Genomic DNA, 20,099 nt, shown 5'->3' with positions numbered 1-20,099 from the left:
TTGACGGCCCACAGCCCCACGCCGATCGCCACCAGGACCCCGGCGCGGACGTACACCTCGGCGTCCCGGTCGGCGAGCGGGCTCGCGAGGATCAGGGCGGTGACCGCGCCGAGGACCGGCAGCGCCGTCGGAGTACGGAAGTGCGCGTGCTCGACCCGGTCGCGGCGCAGTACCAGTACCGCGATGTTGACCACCGCGAAGACGCACAGCAGCAGGAAGGCCGTCGTGTCGCCGAGTCCCTCGATCTCACCGGTCGAGACCAGACCGATCGCCAGCAGGGACACGAAGACGACGCCGACGACGGGGGTGCGGCGGCGGGGCAGCACCCGGCCCATGGCGCGCGGCAGGATGCGCTCGTTGGCCATGCCGTAGCAGAGCCGCGAGGCCATCATGATGTTGATGAGCGCCGAGTTGGTGACGGCGAACAGGGCGATGAGCGCGAAGACCTTGGGCGGGAAGTCCAGGCCGCCGGCCCTGACGACCTCCAGGAGCGGCCCGCTGGACTTCTCCAGGGTGCGGTGGTCGACCAGCAGCGAGGAGATCAGCGCCACCAGGACGTAGAGGGTGCCGGTGACCGCGACCCCGGTGAAGATCGCCCGGGGGAAGGTGCGGACCGGGTCGCGCGTCTCCTCGGCCATGTTGACCGAGTCCTCGAAGCCGACGAACGCGAAGAAGCCGAGCGCCGTGGCTCCCAGCACGCTGGTGAGCAGCGCGTACCCGGTGCCGCTCGCCTGGAAGTCGCCCAGCCGCGAGGGCTCCCCGCCGCCGGTGAGCACCGCCCACGCGCCGACGGCGAGGATGACCGCCAGACCGGTCAGCTCCACCGCGGTGAGGACGACGTTCGTCTTCACGGACTCCGACACGCCCCGCAGGTTGAGCGCGGCGAGGGCGAGGACGAACAGGACGGCGACCAGGGTGGGGGGCACCGCGCCCCCGGTGAACTCGGCCAGGTAGTCGCCGCTGAAGGCGCGGGCCGCCGCGCTCGCCGACGACAGGCCCGAGCACATGACCATGAAGGCGACGATGAAGGTCAGGAAGGGGACCTTGAACGCCTTCTGGGTGTAGAGGGCGGCCCCGGCCGCCTTCGGGTACTTGCCGACGAGTTCGACGTACGACGCCGCCGTCAGGATCGCGACGGCGAAGCCGATGACGAACGGCAGCCAGAGCGCGCCCCCGACCTTCCCCGCCACCTTGCCGGTGGTGGCGTAGATCCCGGTGCCGAGGATGTCGCCGATGACGAAGAGGATGAGGAGTTTCGGCCCGATGACCCTTTTGAGCGCCGGCTCCTCGTGTGCCCCCGTGGGCTGTTCGGTGGTGGTCATGGGATGGTTCTGCCCTCGCCGCACGGGCGGATGCCGGTCAGTGCGTCAGCAGCGCGCCGGGGTGTCCGCCGCCCGCCTCCGCGACGATCTCGGCCACGGTCTGCGGCGGGCGTACGGTCGCGAAGCGGACCGTCCCGTCCTCCCCGGCGACGTAGCCGTACACGCCCGGCCGGGTGAGGGAGTTGTACGCGTAGTGGTGTGCGAAGTAGTAGGCCCCGGTGTCCAGCGCGGCCACGATGTCGCCCGGTTCGAGGAGCGGCAGCGGACGCTTCACGGCGAGCAGGTCACCGGCGAAGCAGGCCGGTCCGGCCACGTCCTGCTCGACGGCCGGGCCGCCCGTCCTGGGCAGCCCCTCGGAGTCGTACGCGGCGATCCGCAGCGGCCACGAGACGGGGTCGTACACGGTCCGGGTGGCGACCTGCACGCCCGCGTGGGTGACGGCGATGGGGCGGGACCCGGACGTCTTGGTGTACTCGACGCGCGCCAGGACCGTGCCGTGCTTGGCCAGCAGCGACCGGCCGAACTCGGTGACCAGGCCGTAGCGCCCGTCGAACATCCCCGGCACCTCCTCGGCGAGGAGCCGGGCGTAGTCGGCGTACGTCGGCGTCTCCTCGTCGGAGGCGAAGTTCACCGGCAGGCCGCCGCCGATGTCGAGGGTGTCGACCTGGTGGCGTCCGGCGGCCGCGTTGATCTCCTCGGCCAGCTCGTACACCTCCCTGACGCCGGTGACGAGGAGCGACAGGGGCAGGCCCTGCGAGCCGGAGTGGGTGTGCAGGCGGGTGAGCCAGGGGCGGTCGAGGTAGGCCCGTACGACACGGGCGCGGGCGCCCTCGTCGCGCAGGGCGATGCCGAACTTGGAGGTGGCGGTGGCCGTGGACAGGGCGTCGATGGTGCCGCCGCCGATCTGCGGGTTGACGCGCAGCCCGAGCGGGGAGCGGGTCGGCGCCTGCCGGACGAGGGCGTCGAGCCGGGCCAGTTCCTGCGGGTTGTCGGCGTTGACGGCGATGCCGAGGGCCAGCGCCTCGCGCAGCTCGGCGGGGGTCTTGGCGGGGGAGTCGAGGACGATGCGGTCGGCCGGGACACCCGCGGCGCGGGCCAGGGCGAGTTCGCCGGGGCTCGCGACCTCGGCTCCGAGGCCCGCCTCGTACAGCAGGCGCAGGACCGGGACGAGCGGGGACGCCTTGACGGCGAAGGCGTGCAGGACGGGCGCGTCGGTGACGGCGGCGAAGGCGGCGCGCAGGGCGGCGGCGGAGGCGCGGACGCCGGTGACGTCGAGGAGGGCGGCGACGGGCCGGGACTCGGTGAGGAGGGCTTGGCCGACTGCTGCTCGTACGGCCTGATCGCGACGGTTCGAAGCCATGCCCTCCAGCCAATCACCCGGCGTCGGGCGGCGCAGCCGTTGACTACATCTATTCAGCCCGCCAATATGTGAATAACTGAATCTGCAACCGCAGGCGACCATCTGCGACCGAGGAGGCAACCCCATGTCAGGACCCCGCCCCGTACGGGCCCCGCGCGGTACGGAACTGAGCGCCCTGGGATGGCAGCAGGAAGCCGCCCTGCGGATGCTGCAGAACAACCTCGACCCCGAGGTCGCCGAGCACCCCGACAAGCTCGTCGTCTACGGCGGCACCGGCAAGGCCGCCCGCGACTGGCGCTCCTACGACGCGATGGTCCGCACGCTGCGCACCCTCAAGCAGGACGAGACGATGCTCGTCCAGTCCGGCCGGCCCGTCGGCGTCATGCAGACCCACGAGTGGGCGCCCCGCGTCCTGATCGCCAACTCCAACCTGGTCGGCGACTGGGCCAACTGGGAGGAGTTCCGGCGGCTGGAGCAGCTCGGCCTGACCATGTACGGCCAGATGACCGCCGGCTCGTGGATCTACATCGGTACGCAGGGCATCCTCCAGGGCACCTACGAGACCTTCTCCGCCGTCGCCGCGAAGAAGTTCGGCGGCACGCTCGCCGGGACGATCACCCTCACCGCCGGCCTCGGCGGCATGGGCGGCGCCCAGCCGCTCGCCGTGACCATGAACGACGGCGTCGCCATCTGCGTCGACTGCGACCCGCGCGCCATCGAGCGCCGCATCGAGCACCGGTACCTGGACGTGAAGGCCGACTCCCTGGAGCACGCCCTCCAGCTGGCCGTGGAGGCACGCGACGCCCGCCGCCCGCTGTCCATCGGCCTCCTCGGCAACGCCGCCGAGCTGCTGCCCCGGATGCTGGAGATGGGCGCTCCCATCGACATCGTCACCGACCAGACCTCCGCCCACGACCCGCTCGCCTACCTCCCGCTCGGCGTCGACTTCGACGACATGGCCTCCTACGCGGCCGAGAAGCCCGCCGACTTCACCCAGCGCGCCCGCGAGTCGATGGCCCGGCACGTCGAGGCCATGGTCGGCTTCATGGACGCCGGCGCCGAGGTCTTCGACTACGGCAACTCCATCCGGGGCGAGGCCCGGCTCGCCGGCTACGACCGGGCGTTCGCCTTCCCCGGCTTCGTACCCGCCTACATCCGGCCCCTGTTCTGCGAGGGCAAGGGCCCCTTCCGCTGGGCCGCCCTGTCCGGCGACGCCGCCGACATCCACAAGACCGACAAGGCGATCCTCGACCTCTTCCCCGAGAACGAGTCGCTGGCCCGCTGGATCAGGATGGCCGGCGAGCGCGTCCACTTCCAGGGCCTGCCCGCCCGCATCTGCTGGCTCGGCTACGGCGAGCGCGACCGCGCCGGTGAGCGCTTCAACGACATGGTCGCCTCCGGCGAGCTGTCCGCCCCCCTGGCCATCGGCCGCGACCACCTCGACTGCGGCTCCGTCGCCTCCCCGTACCGCGAGACCGAGGCCATGCTGGACGGCTCCGACGCCATCGCCGACTGGCCGCTCCTCAACGCCATGGTGAACGTCGCCTCAGGCGCCTCCTGGGTGTCCATCCACCACGGCGGCGGCGTCGGCATGGGCCGGTCCATCCACGCCGGCCAGGTCACCGTCGCCGACGGCACCCCGCTCGCCGGCGAGAAGATCCGCCGCGTCCTCACCAACGACCCGGGCATGGGCGTCATCCGTCACGTCGACGCCGGCTACGACCGCGCCGACGAGGTCGCGGACGAGCGCGGCGTGCGGGTCCCCATGCGGGAGGACGACCAGTCGTGACCGGCCCCGCCGCGACCGGCCCCGCCGGCCCCCGTCCACCCGCCGGCGGTCAGCCGCCCTCCTTCCACACCATGTGGGCCGAGCTCGCCCCCATCGGCCGCCACCCGGCGAGCGGCGGCTACCGCCGCCACGCCTGGACCGGCGCCGACGCCGACTGCCGCACCTGGTTCCAGGAGCAGGCCGAGGCACGCGGGCTCACCTACGAGACCGACCGCAACGGCAACCAGTGGGCCTGGCTCGGCGACCCCCTCGGCGAGGACGCCGTCGTCACGGGCTCCCACCTGGACTCCGTCCCGGACGGCGGCGCCTTCGACGGCCCGCTGGGCGTCGTCTCCTCCTTCGCCGCGCTCGACGAGCTGCGCCGCAGGGGCGCCGACCTCCGCAAGCCGCTCGCCATCACCAACTTCGGCGACGAGGAGGGCGCCCGCTTCGGCCTCGCCTGCGTCGGCTCCCGGCTCACGGCCGGGCAGCTGACGAAGGAGGCCGCCCACCGGCTGCGCGACGGCGACGGCGTGAGCCTGCCGCAGGCCATGGAGGCCGCCGGGTACGACCCGGACGCCATCGGCCCCGACCCCGAGCGCCTCGCCCGCATCGGCGCGTTCGTCGAACTCCACGTCGAGCAGGGCCGCGCCCTCGACCTGACCGGGGACGCGGTCGGCATCGCCTCCGCGATCTGGCCCCACGGCCGCTGGCGGTACGACTTCCACGGCGAGGCCAACCACGCAGGCACCACCCGGCTCGCCGACCGGCGCGACCCGATGCTCACATACGCCGAGACCGTCCTCGCCGCCCGCCGCGAGGCGGAACTGGCCGGCGCCGTCGCCACCTTCGGCAAGATCGCGGTCGAGCCCAACGGCGTCAACGCCATCCCGTCGCTCGTGCGCGGCTGGCTGGACTCCCGCGCGGCCGACCAGGCGACGCTGGACACGGTCGTGGCGGGCATCGAGGCGGCCGCCCACGAGGCCGCCACCCGCCAGGGCGTCGACCTCACCGTCGTCCGCGAATCCTTCACCCCCGTCGTCGAGTTCGAGCACGCCCTGCGGGACGAACTCGCCAAGATCCTCGGCGGCCAGGTCCCGGTCCTCGGCACCGGAGCCGGGCACGACGCCGGCATCCTGTCGGCGTCCGTCCCCACCGCCATGCTGTTCGTGCGCAACCCCACGGGCGTCTCCCACTCCCCGGCCGAACACGCGGCCGAGGACGACTGCGTGGCCGGCGTCCTCGCACTCGCCGACGTACTGGAGGGACTGGCGTGCGGCTGACCTACTGGTGCGAACACGCCTGGCTCGGCACCCACGTCGAGCCGGGCGTCGCCCTCGACGTGTCCGACGGCCGCCTCACCGCCGTACGCACCGGCGCCGGCACCCCGCCGCCGGGCGCCGTCCCCCTGCGCGGCCTCACCCTCCCCGGTCTCGCCAACGCCCACAGCCACGCCTTCCACCGGGCGCTGCGCGGCACCGTCCAGGTGGGCTCCGGCACCTTCTGGACCTGGCGCGAGGTCATGTACCAGGTCGCCTCCCGCCTGACGCCCGACAGCTACTTCGCCCTGGCCCGAGCCGTGTACGCGGAGATGGCACTGGCCGGCATCACGGCCGTCGGCGAGTTCCACTACCTGCACCACGCGCCCGGCGGCACCCCGTACGCCGACCCCAACGCCATGGGCGAGGCACTGATCGCGGCGGCCGGTGAGGCGGGCATCCGCATCACGCTGCTCGACACCGTCTACCTCTCCTCCGGCTTCGGCGCCGCCCCCGACCGGCACCAGCAGCGCTTCTCCGACGGCACCGCCGAGGCCTGGGCCGAACGCGCGGCCGGGCTGAAGGACCGGGACGGCGTCCGCGTCGGCGCGGCCATCCACTCCGTACGCGCCGTCCCGGCCGATCAGCTGTCCACGGTCGTCCGGTGGGCCGCCGACCGCCGGGCGCCGCTGCACGTCCACCTCTCCGAGCAGACGGCGGAGAACGACGCCTGCCTGGCCGCCCACGGCCGCACCCCGACCCGGCTGCTCGCCGACCACGGTGTGCTCGGCCCGCGCACCACCGGCGTCCACAACACCCACCTCACCGACGAGGACATCGCCCTGCTCGGCGGCTCCGGCACCGGCACCTGCATGTGCCCGACGACGGAACGCGACCTCGCGGACGGCATCGGCCCGGCCGTCGCCCTCCAGCGGGCCGGCTCGCCCCTGTCGCTGGGCAGCGACAGCCACGCGGTGATCGACCTCCTGGAGGAGGCGCGGGCGATGGAGCTCGACGAGCGCCTCCGCTCCCGCACCCGCGGCCACTGGACGGCCGCCGCGCTGCTGCACGCCGCCACCGCCGAAGGGCACGCCGCCCTCGGCTGGCCCGACGCCGGCCGCCTCGAAGCCGGGGCGCTCGCCGACTTCACGACGATCGCCCTCGACACGGTCAGGACAGCGGGACCGGTGCCGCGTCTGGCAGCCGAGACAGCGGTATTCGCCGCGTCGGCCGCGGATGTGCGCCATACGGTCGTGGGTGGCCGCCACGTCGTACGGGACGGGGTTCACCGCCTCGTACCCGACGTGCCCCGGGCCCTGACGGACTCGATCGCCGCGCTGCACCGCTGAAGCGGCCGAACCCGCCGAAGCGGCCGACACCGCTGAAGGAGACCCCCCTCACCATGAACAGCATGAACAGCGGCCCCGACACCACGAACAGCCCCCCGGCCACGGCCGCCCCCGCGACGGCGAACAACGCCGTCGCGGCGACGGCCACCGTCATCACCAACATCGCCAGCCTGGTCACCAACGACCCCTCCCTCGGTGACGGTTCCCCCCTCGGACTGATCCAGGACGCGGCCGTCGTCATCGACGGCGACCGCGTCTCCTGGATCGGTGAATCAAGCAAAGCACCCGCCACTGACAACCGGGTCGACGCCGGCGGCCGGGCCGTGATCCCCGGGTTCGTCGACTCCCACTCCCACCTGGTGTTCGCGGGCGACCGCACCGCGGAGTTCAACGCCCGCATGTCCGGGCAGGCGTACGCCGCCGGGGGCATCCGCACCACCGTCGCCGCGACCCGCGCCGCCACCGACGAGGCACTCGAAGCCAACGTCACCCGCTACCTGCGCGAGGCCCTGCGCCAGGGCACCACCACCTTCGAGACCAAGTCCGGCTACGGCCTCACCGTCGAGGACGAGGCCCGCGCGCTGCGCATCGCCGCCCGCCACACCGACGAGGTCACCTACCTCGGCGCGCACATCGTGTCGCCCGACCACGCCGACGACCCGGCGGGCTATGTCGCCCTGGTCACCGGCGAGATGCTCGACGCCTGCGCCCCGTACGCCCGCTGGATCGACGTGTTCTGCGAGAAGGGCGCCTTCGACGGCGACCAGGCCCGCGCGATCCTGACCGCCGGCAAGGCGCGGGGCCTGCACCCGCGCATCCACGCCAACCAGCTGTCGTACGGGCCCGGCGTCCAGCTCGCGGTCGAACTGGACGCCGCGTCGGCGGACCACTGCACCCACCTCACCCAGGCGGACGTGGACGCCCTGGCGAGCGGCGACACCGTCGCCACCCTCCTGCCCGGCGCCGAGTTCTCCACCCGCGCCGAGTGGCCGGACGCCCGCCGCCTCCTCGACGCGGGCGTGACGGTCGCCCTCTCCACCGACTGCAACCCGGGCTCGTCGTTCACGTCGTCCGTCCCGTTCTGCATCGCGCTGGCGGTAAGGGACATGGGCATGACCCCCGACGAAGCCCTCTGGTCCGCCACGGCCGGCGGCGCGGCCGCCCTCCGCCGCACCGACGTCGGCCGCCTCACCCCCGGCGCCCGCGCCGACCTCGTCCTCCTGGACGCTCCTTCCCACGTCCACCTCGCCTACCGTCCGGGCGTCCCCCTGGTCTCGGCGGTCTGGCAGCGCGGCAGGCGCGTCCTCTGACCCCCCGTCCGGCAGCGCCCCCGGGACCCCACCCGGGGGCTCCCCGTCCGCCCGAAAGCCGCACGCGGGCGCGTCGTCTCCCAGAACACCCCCACCGGCGGCCCGTCCCGGACCACCCCTTCCGAGCGCGGGGTCCCGTCCCGATACCGACACCCCGTACGAGGGCGAGCACTACCGGCTGGCCCGCACCCTCAACTCCCCCCGGTCCCTCTCCCGGCCCCACCCGCCCGTCCTCGTCGGCGGCGGGGAGCGCAAAACCCTGCGGCTGGTCGCCCGCTAGGGCGACGCGTGCAACCTTCTCCACGGCGCCGACGTACGCCACAAGCTCCGTGTGCTGCGCGCGCACTGCGAGGCGGAACGGCGCCCCTACGAGGCGATCGAGAAGACGCTCCACATGCGCGTGCCCGACGGGCAGTCCGTGGCGGAGAGCGTCGAGCGGTGCGGCGAACTCGCGGACCAGGGCATCGACCACGTCATCGTCGCCATGCCCGACCCCGCCACCGACGCCGCCCTCACGCACCTGGCCGGACTCGCCCGGCAGGTGCGCACGGCCACCTGACGCAGCCGGTCGCCGTCCCGGCGGCCGGTCCCCCGACGATCATGGCAATCTGTCCCGATGAAGACCATCGGACTGATCGGCGGCATGAGCTGGGAATCCAGCGCGGAGTACTACCGGCTCCTCAACGAGCTGGTACGCGAGCGCCTCGGCGGACTGCACTCCGCACGCTGCATCCTGCACTCCGTCGACTTCGCGGAGATCGAGCGGCTCCAGGTCTCCGGCGAGTGGGAGCAGGCCGGTGAGGTGCTCGCCGAGGCGGGCCGTGGGCTGGCCGCCGCCGGGGCGGACCTGCTGCTGATCTGTACGAACACCATGCACAAGGTCGCCGGCCAGGTGCAGGACGCGGTGCCCGTGCCGCTGCTGCACCTCGGCGACGCCACCGCCGACGCGGTACGCGCGGCGGGGCTGAAGACCGTCGGGCTGCTCGGCACCGCGTTCACCATGGAGCAGGACTTCTACCGGGACCGGCTCGCCGGGCACGGGCTCACCGTCCTGGTGCCCGAGGCGGAGGGGCGTGCCGAGGTGCACCGGATCATCTACGAGGAGCTGTGCCTCGGCGTCGTCGAGGACGCCTCCCGCGCCGTGTACCGGGAGGTCATCGAGCAGCTGGTGGCCGACGGCGCGGAGGGCGTCGTCCTCGGCTGCACCGAGATCGAGCTGCTGATCGGGCAGGAGCACAGCCCGGTGCCGGTCTTCCCCACCACTCGCTTGCACGCCGAGGCCGCCGTCACGGCCGCCTTGTCCTCCTGACCGCCGCCGGTACGCCGCCGGCCGGCGTCTGGGCCGGACCCGGCCGCCGCGCCCACCGGTTCGTACGCCACCGGTTCGTACTCCACCGGCGCGGGCGCGGGGGCCATGCCGCCCATTCCGGACGACTCCCCCAAGAGGCCGGAAAGGCCCGTCCCTTGACGGAACGGACCTTTCGGGAGCCTCAGGGGGTGGGCGTGACCAAAATCACTCGTCCAGGGTGAGGCCCTTGCGCAGCTTGCTCAGCGTGCGGGAAAGCAGACGGGAGACGTGCATCTGCGAGATGTTGAGCTCCTCGCCGATCTCCGACTGGGTGAGCCCGGCGACGAAGCGCAGGGAGAGGATCTTCCGGTCGCGGGCCGGGAGCGAGGCGATCAGCGGCTTGAGCGACTCGATGTACTCGATGCCCTCGAGGCCGTGGTCCTCGTAGCCGATGCGGTCCGCGAGCGCGCCCTCGCTGTCGTCCTCCTCGGGCTGGGCGTCGAGCGAGCTGGCCGTGTAGGCGTTGCTCGCCGCCATGCCCTCGACGACCTCCTCCTTGCTGATCCCGAGCTTCTCGGCGAGCTCGGCCACGGTGGGCGAGCGGTCGAGTTGCTGGGCCAGTTCGTCCCCGGCCTTGGCCAGGTCGAGGCGGAGTTCCTGAAGCCTTCGCGGGACGCGCACGGACCAGGAGGTGTCGCGGAAGAAGCGCTTGATCTCTCCGACGATGGTTGGCATCGCGAAGGTGGGGAACTCGACCCCTCGACTGAGTTCGAAGCGGTCGATGGCCTTGATGAGACCGATGGTGCCGACCTGGATGATGTCCTCCATCGGCTCGCTGCGGGAGCGGAACCGGGAGGCGGCGAACTTGACCAGTGCGAGGTTGAGTTCAACCAGTGTGTTGCGGACGTACGCGTGCTCGTGCGTCCCTTCCTCGAGGCTTTCGAGGCGCGCGAAGAGCGTCTTGGACAGAGCCCTCGCGTCGAGAGGTGCAACCTCGTCGAGCCGGGGGATGTCGGGCAGGCCGAGGGCTTCGGCCCCGATCTGCTCGGAATCCGCGGTGTGGTGGGGCGGGGTTGTCGACGGCGCGTGGGGGGCACGCGTTTCGTCGAGCCGGGGTGACATGGTCTCCTCCATCGTTCTCGGCATATGGCCGCCGATGCCCAAAGGTGTGGCTGCGGTGTGCGGCGCCTCCAAAGCCGGCCGTGTTGGTTGTGTCCCTACTAGCCCTACCCGCTTCGCACGGATCGTTGCAAGTGTCAATTGTCCCATATGAGCGACTTGTGGTTAAGTCTCGACTACCGACTGCCGTTCAGAAGGCGTAGGGTTCTACCGACTCAATGGCATCGGCGAAGAGGGACGGCATGGACCGCGGGACGGTCGGCAGCGCGAATCAGGGCCGACTCAAGGTCGGGGTCCGGACGGAAGGCCGCAGCGAGGTTCTCACGCCGGCGGGTGAGCTTGATCACCACACCGCCGAGCTGCTGCGCGACCCGCTGGACGCCGCGCTCGAACAAGGTCGCACCCGCCTGGTGATCGACTGCTCGCAGCTCGCGTTCTGCGACTCCACCGGGCTCAACGTGCTGCTCGGGGCCCGCCTGAAGGCGGAGGCCGCGGGCGGCGGGGTGCATCTCGCGGGGATGCAGCCCGTGGTGGCCAGGGTGTTCGAGATCACGGGTGCGGAGGCGGTTTTCACCGTCCACGACTCGTTGGACGCGGCACTGGCCGACTGAAGTGACAAAGCGGGTGTTGTCCGGGATCGGCCGGGCAGAAGAATCCCGCGGCAACTGTACGGACGGGCTCCACACTCTCTGTCACGGCCTTGTGGCTGCCCTGCGACGACGTAATGGCGACTTGGTGAATTCGGTGAGGTGAAGCGCTGATGGGTATCACCCAGCAGCATCCGCCGAGCGATCTCGGCCCCCAGCCGGAGGGCTCCGGCCTCGGTGTCGGTGCCTCGCTCCCGGCTGCCTCCTCCGTGTCCACCACGCCGGAGGTGAGGTCGGAGATGTCAGGTGCGGCGGCCGGGGCGGGTCCCGGGGCCACGCCCGCGGGGCGCCGGACGCGGCGGCTCTCGCTGGGCAGTGCCAGCGGGATCGTTCCGCTCGCCCGGGACTTCACGAGGCAGGCGCTCTACGACTGGGGTTGGCTGCCGGCGGCCACCGCCGACCGGCGGGCCGCCGCCGAGGACGTCCTGCTCGTCGTCTCGGAGCTGGTCACCAACGCGTGCCTGCACGCCGATGGCCCGGAGGAGCTGCGCGTCTCGCTGGACGCGAAGGTGCTGCGGCTGGAGGTCGAGGACCGCGGCGCGGGGCAGCCCGCGCCGCGCACCCCGCACCAGGCGGGGCGCCCGGGCGGTCACGGCATGTTCATCGTCCAGCGCCTGTGTCTGGACTGGGGGGTCGCCCGGTCCGAGGGCACACCCGGCAAGACGGTCTGGGCGGAACTCGCGGCACCCGCCTGATCCCGGCGGGTTCCGCGGGAGCGGTGGTGGAGCACGGCGACATGCCGTGCTCTTTGTCGTTCCCGGGCCCTTCTGCCGCCCCGGACGATCCCCCTTGGCGGGGCGCCACGGCCCCGCCCGGCCCGGCTTCGAGGCGCCGTGGGTGCCCGGGCGGCCCGAGACCCGGGCACCCGAGCCGCGGCGCGCGTACCCGAGCCGTGGCGGCCGCCGAGGCACCGAGGCACTGGCGGCACCGACGGCACCACCGAGGACCCTGACGGCACGTCCGGTACGGCGAAGGGCCGCCGTACCGGACGGATCCGGTACGGCGGCCCTTCGTCAGGACGTGGACGTGGACGTCAGTGCACGTTGCCCATCAGCGTCTGCACCTTCTTGCGGTACATGAAGATCGCGACACCGGCGAGTGCCGCCAGCGTGGCCTCCATGGCGATGATCCCGACGCCGTTCAGGTCCACGCCCGCCAGGGACAGCAGACCCGTGGTGCAGTCGCCCGCGGTGACCGCGAGGAACCAGACACCCATCATCTGCGAGGCGTACTTCTGCGGCGCCATCTTCGTCGTGACCGACAGGCCGACGGGGGAGAGGCACAGCTCACCGATCGTCTGGACCATGTAGATGGAGACCAGCCACATGGGCGAGACCTTGGTGCCGTCACCCGCCATGCCCATCGGGACGATGAAGACGAAGAACGACGCGCCGACGAGGACCAGGCCCATCGCGAACTTCACGATGGTGTTGGGCTCCTGGTTCTTACGGGCCAGCCACAGCCACAGCCAGGCGAAGACCGGGGCCAGCGCCATGACGAACAGCGGGTTCAGCGACTGGTACCAGGTGGCCGAGAAGTCGAAGCCGAAGACGCTGCCGGCGGTCTTGTCGTCGGCGAACAGGGACAGGGTCGAGCCGCCCTGGTCGTAGATCATCCAGAAGATGGCGGCGGCGACGAAGAACCAGATGTAGCCGTTCATCTTGGACTGCTCGGTCGACGACAGCTCCTTGTCGCGCTTGATGCGCACGAGGACGGCGACCGGGATGATCAGACCGGCGAGGGTCAGCGGGACCAGCGCCCAGTTCAGGGTGTACGCGCCGACGGCGACGACCACGCCGTAGAAGACGGCGAGGGCCAGCACCGCGCCGGTGGCCTTGAGCAGGACCGCGCGGCGCTCCTCCGGGCTCAGCGGGTTCGGGACGACGCTGCTCTTCGGGCTCAGGTGACGCGTGCCGAGCAGGAACTGGAGCAGGCCCAGACCCATGCCCAGCGCGGCCAGCGCGAAGCCGAAGTGCCAGTTGTGCTCCTTGCCGATGGTGCCGATGACGAACGGGGCGACGAAGGCACCGAGGTTGATGCCGATGTAGAAGAGCGTGAAGCCACCGTCACGGCGCGGGTCCTCGGGGCCCTCGTACAGGTGGCCCACCATCGTGGAGATGTTGGCCTTCAGCAGACCGGAACCGGCGGCCACCAGGATCAGGCCGACGAAGAACATCGCCTGGCCCGGCAGGGCCAGCGACAGGTGGCCGACCATGATCACGGCACCGGCGATCGCGACGGTCTTGCGAGCGCCCCAGACGCGGTCACCGAACCAGCCGCCGGGCATGGCCATCAGGTAGACCATCGACACGTAGACGGAGTAGATGGCCGTGGCCGTGGCCGCGGTCATCGCGAGCCCGCCGCCCTGGCTGCCCACCGCGGCGTCGGCGCCGCCCGAGACCAGGTAGTACACGAGCAGGGCGCGCATGCCGTAGTAGCTGAAGCGCTCCCACATCTCGGTCAGGAACAGGGTGGCCAGGCCGCGGGGGTGGCCGAAGAAGGACTTCTCTCCGCCAGAGGTGCGGGCCGAGTCCTTCGTCAGGCTGGACGCCATGGGTCGATCCTTGCTTGCTCGGGACGCGCTGCGCTTCGTGAGCGGTCACGCGCCCGTTGGGGGGCGGCCGGCACCGGCACGGGCTCCGCCCCGCCCCCACGCCCACAGGGGTCCGCCCTCGTACGGCGTACGGAGGCGGGGGGACAGTCCGCACCGGGATCCACGCCCCGGGGGCGACATCGCGCTTCGGGGCCCGGCCCACAGGTCATTCACTGTCTCGAGACCGGCCGGGCCGGCCTCACGCAGAAAGAGACCTTTGGCGCTTAGTGGGCCAAAGGTCCCCGGATAGTGCATCAGGCGTCTCGCCACCATACGACACGACAGGGCGGCATATGGAAGGACTTGAGAGATGGATCACAGGTGTCGCTGGAACCATCCGCGCTGTTTCGAAGGTATTCCACTGGATGGCATCCCATACTCGCAGGGCATGCCGATCATCGTGCGATCCCCCCGCGTCGCCCGTCCGGTGCGGACTACCATCACCCCATGACCCGTGTACTGCTCGCCGAGGACGACGCATCCATCTCGGAACCGCTGGCCCGCGCCCTGCGGCGGGAGGGGTACGAGGTCGAGGTGCGGGAGGACGGACCCAGCGCCCTCGACGCCGGACTTCAGGGCCATGTCGACCTGGTCGTCCTGGACCTCGGGCTGCCCGGGATGGACGGCCTGGAGGTGGCGCGGCGGCTGCGTGCCGAAGGGCTCACGGTGCCGATCCTGGTGCTGACGGCCCGCGCCGACGAGGTCGACACCGTTGTCGGGCTCGACGCGGGCGCCGACGACTACGTCACCAAGCCGTTCCGCCTCGCCGAGCTGCTCGCCCGCGTCCGGGCCCTGCTGCGGCGCGGCGCCAGCGAGCCCGCACCGGCCCCCGCCACGCACGGCGTGCGCATCGACGTCGAGTCGCACCGCGCCTGGATGGGCGACGAGGAGCTCCAGCTCACCGCCAAGGAGTTCGACCTGCTGCGGGTCCTCGTCCGCGACGCCGGCCGGGTCGTCACCCGCGACCAGCTGATGCGCGAGGTGTGGGACACCACCTGGTGGTCCTCCACCAAGACCCTCGACATGCACATCTCCTGGCTGCGCAAGAAGCTCGGCGACGACGCCGCCAACCCCCGCTACATCGCCACCGTCCGGGGCGTGGGCTTCCGCTTCGAAAAGAGCTAGGTACGCACCGTGCGCCGCCGACTGATCAACTCCACGCTCGCGGTGGTCCTCGTCGTCATCGCCGTCTTCGGGGTCTCCCTCGTCATCGTCGAGACGCGCACCATCAGCAGCAGCGCACAGGAGAGCGTGGACTCCGAGGCCGTCCGGCTGGTCAGCATCGTCGAAAGCCGCCTCGTCGGCGGCGAGCCGGTCAACCCCGGGATCCTCGCCCAGCAGAGCGGCGCCAAGCGCTACGCCCTGATCGAGGTGCCCGGCCGCGCCCCCATCGAGATCGGCGACCGCCCCGCGGGCAGCGTCATCCGCGGCAGCGCCGACGGCAAGCGCGGCGAGCGGGTGACCGTCGAGGAGTCGCGCTCCAGCGTGACCCGCGAGGTCGGCCGCACGCTGCTGATCATCGGCGCCGTGGCGCTGCTCGCCGTGATCGCCGCCGTCCTCCTCGCCGTACGCCAGGCCAACCGCCTCGCCTCACCGCTCACCGACCTCGCCGAGACCGCCGAACGGCTCGGCTCGGGCGACCCGAGGCCCCGGCACCGGCGCTACGGCGTGCCGGAGCTGGACCGGGTCGCCGACGTCCTGGACGCCTCCGCCGAGCGGATCGCCCGCATGCTCACCGCCGAGCGGCGGCTCGCGGCCGACGCCTCGCACCAGCTGCGTACGCCGCTCACCGCGCTGTCCATGCGGCTGGAGGAGATCTCCGAGACCGACGACCCGGCCACCGTCAAGGAGGAGGCGCACATCGCCCTCACCCAGGTGGAGCGGCTCACCGACGTCGTCCAGCGGCTGCTGACCAACTCGCGCGACCCCCGTACCGGCTCCGCGATCGCCTTCGACCTCGACGAGGTCGTCAAGCAGCAGATCGAGGAATGGCGGCCGGCCTACCGCAGCGCCGGGCGGGCGGTCGTCCGCTCCGGCAAGATCGGCATGCGGGCCGTGGGCACTCCGGGCGCGGTCGCCCAGGTCCTCGCCGCGCTGATCGAGAACTCGCTGATGCACGGTGGCGGCACCGTCGCCCTGCGTACCCGCGTCACCGGCAACCAGGCCGTCGTCGAGGTCACCGACGAGGGGCCGGGCGTACCGCCCGACCTCGGGGCGCGGATCTTCGAGCGGACCATCAGCGGCCGCAACTCCACCGGCATCGGGCTCGCGGTCGCCCGCGACCTCGCCGAGGCGGACGGCGGACGCCTGGAACTGCTCCAGCAGCAGCCCCCCGTCTTCGCCCTCTTCCTCAGCCGTGAGGTCCGCGGCCGCCGGGAGAAGGCCCCCGACGAACCCGCGCCGGTCCGCTAGCGGCGCGGGGCGACCGGCTCGGCGGCCCGCTCGGGCTCGTGCCGCCGCTGCTCCAGGAACGATTCGGCGGGCGGCAGCGTCCCGTGGACCGGCAGCGTCCGGAACACCCAGGTGCGGTACGACCAGAAGCGGAACAGGGTGGCCACACCGATGCCGAAGAACTTGAAGAAGTTGTTCTGCAGCGGAGTGTCCCAGCCGAAGCCGTACGTCGCCGCGTACAGCACACCGTTCTCGATGACCAGCCCGACCAGGCTGAACAGCAGGAACAGCGTCAGCTCTCTCGTCCGGCCGCCCTTGTCGCGGTCCCGGTACGTGAAGTAGCGGAAGCCCACGTAGTTGAAGACGATGGCGACGACCGTGGCGACCAGGCTGGCCCGGACCACCGGCAGCTCCGTGGTGTGGCGCACCAGGTTGAAGACCGCCATGTTGACCAGCAGACCCAGACCGCCGACGAGACCGAATTTGGCGATCTCGCGGACGAGCCGGTCCAGCCGCACCCGCAGTGCGCCCCGTTCACTCATGGTGATCTTTCAGCCCCGTCCGGTCGAGTGGGTCAACCAAGCCATGCTAACCACCCGCCCGTGACCCCGCTCGGGGACGGAGACGGTCCGGTTCCGCGGGCCGGATACCCTAAGAGGGTGACGTTCCCGGTAGTAGGCATGGTGGGCGGCGGTCAGCTGGCCCGTATGACTCACGAGGCGGGCATCCCCCTCGGTATCAAGTTCAAGCTCCTCAGCGACTCCCCCCAGGACTCGGCGGCCCAGGTGGTGAGCGACGTCGTCATCGGCGACTATCGCGACCTGGACACGCTGCGTGAGTTCGCGCGCGGCTGTGACGTGATCACCTTCGATCACGAGCACGTGCCGACCGAGCACCTGCGGGCCCTGGAGGCGGACGGCATCCCCGTCCGGCCCGGCCCCGACGCGCTGGTGCACGCCCAGGACAAGGGCGTGATGCGGGCCAGACTCGACGCGATCGGCGCCCCGTCCCCCCGCCACCGCATCGTGGCGGACCCGGCCGACGCGGCGGCCTTCGCCGCCGAGACCGGCGGGTTCCCGATCATCCTCAAGACGGTGCGCGGCGGGTACGACGGCAAGGGCGTGTGGTTCGTCCGCTCCGAGGAGGAGGCCCGCGACCCGTTCCTCGCGGGCGTGCCGGTCCTCGCAGAGGAGAAGGTCGACTTCGTGCGCGAGCTGGCGGCCAACATCGTCCGCTCGCCGCACGGCCAGGCGGTGGCGTACCCCGTCGTCGAGTCGCGGCAGGTCGACGGCGTCTGCGACACCGTGATCGCCCCGGCGCCCGACCTGTCGGCCGAGCTGGCCGGCCAGGCGCAGGAACTGGCGCTCCGCATCGCCCGGGAGCTCGGCGTCGTCGGCCACCTCGCGGTCGAGCTCTTCGAGACGCGCGACGGCCGCATCCTCGTCAACGAGCTGGCCATGCGCCCCCACAACTCCGGCCACTGGACCCAGGACGGCGCGGTCACCTCGCAGTTCGCCAACCACGTGCGGGCCGTCCTCGACCTGCCGCTCGGCGACCCCCGCCCGCGCGCCCCGTGGACCGTCATGTGCAATGTGCTGGGCGGTGACTACCCGGACATGTACCGGGCCTACCTGCACTGCATGGCCCGCGACCCCCAGCTGAAGATCCATATGTACGGCAAGGACGTGAAGCCCGGCCGCAAGGTGGGGCACGTCAACACCTACGGCGACGACCTCGACGACGTGCTGGACCGCGCGCGTCACGCCGCCGGCTACCTGCGAGGAACGATCGTTGAGTAACCCGATGGACACCCCGCTCGTCGGCATCGTCATGGGCTCCGACTCCGACTGGCCCGTGATGGAGGCCGCGGCCGGAGCCCTCGACGAGTTCGAGATCCCCTACGAGGTCGACGTCGTCTCCGCGCACCGCATGCCGCGCGAGATGATCGCGTACGGGGAGCGCGCCGCCGACCGCGGCCTCAAGGCGATCATCGCGGGCGCCGGCGGTGCCGCGCACCTGCCCGGCATGCTCGCCTCGGTCACGCCCCTCCCCGTCATCGGCGTTCCCGTTCCCCTCAAGTACCTGGACGGCATGGACTCCCTGCTGTCGATCGTCCAGATGCCCGCCGGCGTCCCCGTGGCGACCGTCTCCGTGGGCGGCGCGCGCAACGCCGGCCTCCTCGCGGCCCGCGTCCTCGCGAGCTCCGACCCCGAGCTGCTGGCCCGCATGGCCGAGTTCCAGCAGGAGCTGAACGACCAGGCCACGGAGAAGGGCAAGCGGCTGCGGGCGAAGGTCGAGGGCTCGTCGGCGTTCGGTTTCGCCAAGTGACGGCCGGCCGTTTCCGGGACGAGGCGCGCGAGCTGCTCGCCTCGTACCCCGTGGTGGACGGCCACAACGACCTGCCGTGGGCGCTGCGCGAGCACGCCGGCTACGACCTGGACCGCCTCGACGTCGGAGCCGACCAGACGGGCCGGCTCCACACCGACATCCCCCGGCTGCGGGCCGGCGGGGTCGGCGCCCAGTTCTGGTCGGTGTACGTGCGCACCGGCATGGCCGGCGACGACGCGGTCAGCGCGACGCTGGAACAGATCGACTGCGTCGACCGGCTGCTGGCCCGCCATCCCGCCGACCTGGCGCCCGCGCTGACGGCCGACGACATGGAGGCCGCCCGGGCGTCGGGGCGCGTCGCGTCCCTGAAGGGCGCCGAGGGCGGCCACTCCATCAACAACTCGATGGCCACGCTCCGGGCCCTGTACGCGCTGGGCGTCCGCTACATGACGCTCACCCACAACGACAACGTCCCCTGGGCCGACTCGGCGACCGACGCACCGGGCGTCGGCGGCCTGTCCGCCTTCGGCCGCGAGGTCGTACGGGAGATGAACCGGCTCGGCATGCTGGTGGACCTCTCGCACGTGGCCGACACCACGATGCGCGACGCCCTCGCCACGTCCGGGGCGCCGGTGATCTTCTCCCACTCCTCCGCACGGGCCGTGTGCGACCACCCGCGCAACATCCCCGACGACGTGCTGGCCCTGCTCCCCGGCAACGGCGGCGTCGCCATGGCGACCTTCGTCCCCAAGTTCGTCCTCCCCGCCGCCGTCGAATGGACCCGGCGGGCCGACGAGAACATGCGGGCGCACGGCTTCCACCACCTGGACACCACACCGGATGCGATGCGCGTCCACGCGGCCTTCGAGGAGGCGAACCCCCGCCCCGTCGCCACCGCCGCGACGGTGGCGGACCACCTCGACCACATGCGCGAGGTCGCGGGCGTCGCCCACATCGGCATCGGCGGCGACTTCGACGGCACCGCGTTCACCCCGGCGGGCCTGGACGACGTGTCGGGCTACCCCAACCTGATCGCGGAGCTCCTGCACCGGGGCTGGTCGCACGCCGACCTGGCGAAGCTGACCTGGCAGAACGCGGTGCGGGTGCTGCGGGACGCGGAGTCGGTGTCCCGCGCCCTCGCGGACCGCGCGCCCTCCACCGCCACGCTCCAGTCCCTGGACGCCTGACCGCGCGGCGCGGTGCGGGTGCTGGTGCCTCCGGCGCACCCACCGGCAGCGGCCGACCCGGCCACGCGCCGCACGGCGGACGGCACGGCACCGGGTGGGCCGACGGGGTCACCCGGTCGGAGTACGCCGCCGCGACCGCCCGATCCGCTCGTGTCACCGTGGCCGTGTCGGCTCGTCG

The 20,099-nt window shown here is 72.2% G+C and carries 18 protein-coding genes; 13 read left to right on the top strand and 5 right to left on the bottom strand.

Features of this window, described 5'->3' with window-relative positions:
• Both AC07DW_RS25935 and AC07DW_RS25930 read right to left on the bottom strand, forming a co-directional pair.
• Positions 1-1,322 (bottom strand): APC family permease (locus AC07DW_RS25935; protein ID WP_478860093.1); only part of this gene is annotated, 1,322 nt, incomplete at its 3' end.
• A 37-nt stretch (positions 1,323-1,359) separates the two neighbouring features.
• Positions 1,360-2,682, bottom strand: coding sequence for a type III PLP-dependent enzyme domain-containing protein (locus AC07DW_RS25930; protein WP_478860092.1), 1,323 nt, complete (start codon positions 2,680-2,682; stop codon positions 1,360-1,362).
• A 124-nt stretch (positions 2,683-2,806) separates the two neighbouring features.
• On the opposite strand from AC07DW_RS25930, the gene hutU reads away from it, so the two are divergent.
• From hutU to AC07DW_RS25900, 6 genes are all read left to right on the top strand, one after another.
• A complete protein-coding gene (gene hutU, locus AC07DW_RS25925; protein ID WP_478860091.1) occupies positions 2,807-4,471 on the top strand; it encodes a urocanate hydratase in 1,665 nt (554 codons plus the stop codon).
• Between the two features lie 71 nt (positions 4,472-4,542).
• On the top strand, positions 4,543-5,733 hold the full coding sequence (locus tag AC07DW_RS25920; RefSeq protein WP_478860096.1) for an allantoate amidohydrolase: 1,191 nt from the start codon (positions 4,543-4,545) through the stop codon (positions 5,731-5,733).
• Positions 5,724-7,058 (top strand): formimidoylglutamate deiminase, encoded by a 1,335-nt coding sequence (locus AC07DW_RS25915; RefSeq protein WP_478860090.1) that lies wholly within the window; start codon positions 5,724-5,726, stop codon positions 7,056-7,058. Before AC07DW_RS25920 ends, AC07DW_RS25915 begins: the two co-directional genes overlap by 10 nt.
• Positions 7,059-7,120: 62 nt before the next feature.
• The gene (gene hutI / locus AC07DW_RS25910; protein WP_478860095.1) at positions 7,121-8,368 is read left to right on the top strand and encodes an imidazolonepropionase; all 1,248 of its coding nucleotides are present in this window, start codon (positions 7,121-7,123) and stop codon (positions 8,366-8,368) included.
• 331 nt (positions 8,369-8,699) lie between these two features.
• Entirely contained in the window at positions 8,700-8,927 is a 228-nt protein-coding gene (locus AC07DW_RS25905; RefSeq protein WP_478860089.1) for a hypothetical protein, read from the top strand.
• Between the two features lie 57 nt (positions 8,928-8,984).
• The gene (locus AC07DW_RS25900) at positions 8,985-9,677 is read left to right on the top strand and encodes an aspartate/glutamate racemase family protein (protein WP_478860088.1); all 693 of its coding nucleotides are present in this window, start codon (positions 8,985-8,987) and stop codon (positions 9,675-9,677) included.
• A gap of 204 nt (positions 9,678-9,881) precedes the next feature.
• Here the strand turns inward: AC07DW_RS25900 and AC07DW_RS25895 are convergent, their stop codons facing one another.
• Entirely contained in the window at positions 9,882-10,790 is a 909-nt protein-coding gene (locus AC07DW_RS25895) for an RNA polymerase sigma factor SigF (RefSeq protein WP_478860087.1), read from the bottom strand.
• Positions 10,791-11,017: 227 nt separating this feature from the next.
• Here AC07DW_RS25895 and AC07DW_RS25890 point away from each other — a divergent pair, with 227 nt between their 5' ends.
• A complete protein-coding gene (locus AC07DW_RS25890; protein ID WP_478860086.1) occupies positions 11,018-11,386 on the top strand; it encodes an STAS domain-containing protein in 369 nt (122 codons plus the stop codon).
• A 149-nt stretch (positions 11,387-11,535) separates the two neighbouring features.
• A complete protein-coding gene (locus AC07DW_RS25885) occupies positions 11,536-12,117 on the top strand; it encodes an ATP-binding protein (RefSeq protein ID WP_478860085.1) in 582 nt (193 codons plus the stop codon).
• Between the two features lie 338 nt (positions 12,118-12,455).
• On the opposite strand, the gene AC07DW_RS25880 is transcribed toward AC07DW_RS25885, so the two are convergent.
• Complete coding sequence (locus tag AC07DW_RS25880) at positions 12,456-13,976, bottom strand: peptide MFS transporter (protein ID WP_478860084.1); 1,521 nt, start codon at positions 13,974-13,976, stop codon at positions 12,456-12,458.
• A 486-nt stretch (positions 13,977-14,462) separates the two neighbouring features.
• Here AC07DW_RS25880 and AC07DW_RS25875 point away from each other — a divergent pair, with 486 nt between their 5' ends.
• Positions 14,463-15,140, top strand: coding sequence for a response regulator transcription factor (locus AC07DW_RS25875; RefSeq protein WP_478860083.1), 678 nt, complete (start codon positions 14,463-14,465; stop codon positions 15,138-15,140).
• 9 nt (positions 15,141-15,149) lie between these two features.
• Positions 15,150-16,427 carry an ATP-binding protein gene (locus AC07DW_RS25870; RefSeq protein WP_478860082.1) on the top strand — a complete coding sequence of 426 codons (1,278 nt, stop codon included), beginning with the start codon at positions 15,150-15,152 and terminating at the stop codon, positions 16,425-16,427.
• Here the strand turns inward: AC07DW_RS25870 and AC07DW_RS25865 are convergent.
• Positions 16,424-16,948 (bottom strand): GtrA family protein, encoded by a 525-nt coding sequence (locus AC07DW_RS25865; RefSeq protein WP_478860081.1) that lies wholly within the window; start codon positions 16,946-16,948, stop codon positions 16,424-16,426. The genes AC07DW_RS25870 and AC07DW_RS25865 overlap by 4 nt on opposite strands.
• Before the next feature lie 60 nt (positions 16,949-17,008).
• On the opposite strand from AC07DW_RS25865, the gene AC07DW_RS25860 reads away from it, so the two are divergent.
• Genes AC07DW_RS25860 through AC07DW_RS25850 form a run of 3 tightly spaced genes read left to right on the top strand, consistent with a single transcriptional unit; the run spans position 17,009 to position 19,921 of the window.
• Entirely contained in the window at positions 17,009-18,205 is a 1,197-nt protein-coding gene (locus AC07DW_RS25860; RefSeq protein WP_478860080.1) for a 5-(carboxyamino)imidazole ribonucleotide synthase, read from the top strand.
• 4 nt (positions 18,206-18,209) lie between these two features.
• Positions 18,210-18,734, top strand: coding sequence for a 5-(carboxyamino)imidazole ribonucleotide mutase (gene purE, locus AC07DW_RS25855; RefSeq protein WP_478860094.1), 525 nt, complete (start codon positions 18,210-18,212; stop codon positions 18,732-18,734).
• Positions 18,731-19,921, top strand: a complete 1,191-nt coding sequence (locus tag AC07DW_RS25850) for a dipeptidase (RefSeq protein WP_478860079.1) — start codon at positions 18,731-18,733, stop codon at positions 19,919-19,921. Before purE ends, AC07DW_RS25850 begins: the two co-directional genes overlap by 4 nt.
• Positions 19,922-20,099 lie beyond the last annotated feature (178 nt).

This window comes from Streptomyces sp. NPDC045701 (assembly GCF_056432045.1).
The sequence above is the reverse complement of the archived record's forward strand: the minus strand, read 5'-3'. Positions and strand labels throughout refer to the sequence as shown.

Excerpts from the sequence above, each read along its gene's own strand:
- AC07DW_RS25930 (WP_478860092.1), bottom strand. The coding sequence starts at position 2,682 with ATGGCTTCGAACCGTCGCGATCAGGCCGTACGAGCAGCAGTCGGCCAA.
- hutU (WP_478860091.1), top strand. The coding sequence starts at position 2,807 with ATGTCAGGACCCCGCCCCGTACGGGCCCCGCGCGGTACGGAACTGAGC.
- AC07DW_RS25920 (WP_478860096.1), top strand. The coding sequence starts at position 4,543 with ATGTGGGCCGAGCTCGCCCCCATCGGCCGCCACCCGGCGAGCGGCGGC.
- hutI (WP_478860095.1), top strand. The coding sequence starts at position 7,121 with ATGAACAGCGGCCCCGACACCACGAACAGCCCCCCGGCCACGGCCGCC.
- AC07DW_RS25900 (WP_478860088.1), top strand. The coding sequence starts at position 8,985 with ATGAAGACCATCGGACTGATCGGCGGCATGAGCTGGGAATCCAGCGCG.
- AC07DW_RS25895 (WP_478860087.1), bottom strand. The coding sequence starts at position 10,790 with ATGGAGGAGACCATGTCACCCCGGCTCGACGAAACGCGTGCCCCCCAC.
- AC07DW_RS25890 (WP_478860086.1), top strand. The coding sequence starts at position 11,018 with ATGGACCGCGGGACGGTCGGCAGCGCGAATCAGGGCCGACTCAAGGTC.
- AC07DW_RS25885 (WP_478860085.1), top strand. The coding sequence starts at position 11,536 with ATGGGTATCACCCAGCAGCATCCGCCGAGCGATCTCGGCCCCCAGCCG.
- AC07DW_RS25880 (WP_478860084.1), bottom strand. The coding sequence starts at position 13,976 with ATGGCGTCCAGCCTGACGAAGGACTCGGCCCGCACCTCTGGCGGAGAG.
- AC07DW_RS25875 (WP_478860083.1), top strand. The coding sequence starts at position 14,463 with ATGACCCGTGTACTGCTCGCCGAGGACGACGCATCCATCTCGGAACCG.
- AC07DW_RS25865 (WP_478860081.1), bottom strand. The coding sequence starts at position 16,948 with ATGAGTGAACGGGGCGCACTGCGGGTGCGGCTGGACCGGCTCGTCCGC.
- purE (WP_478860094.1), top strand. The coding sequence starts at position 18,210 with ATGGACACCCCGCTCGTCGGCATCGTCATGGGCTCCGACTCCGACTGG.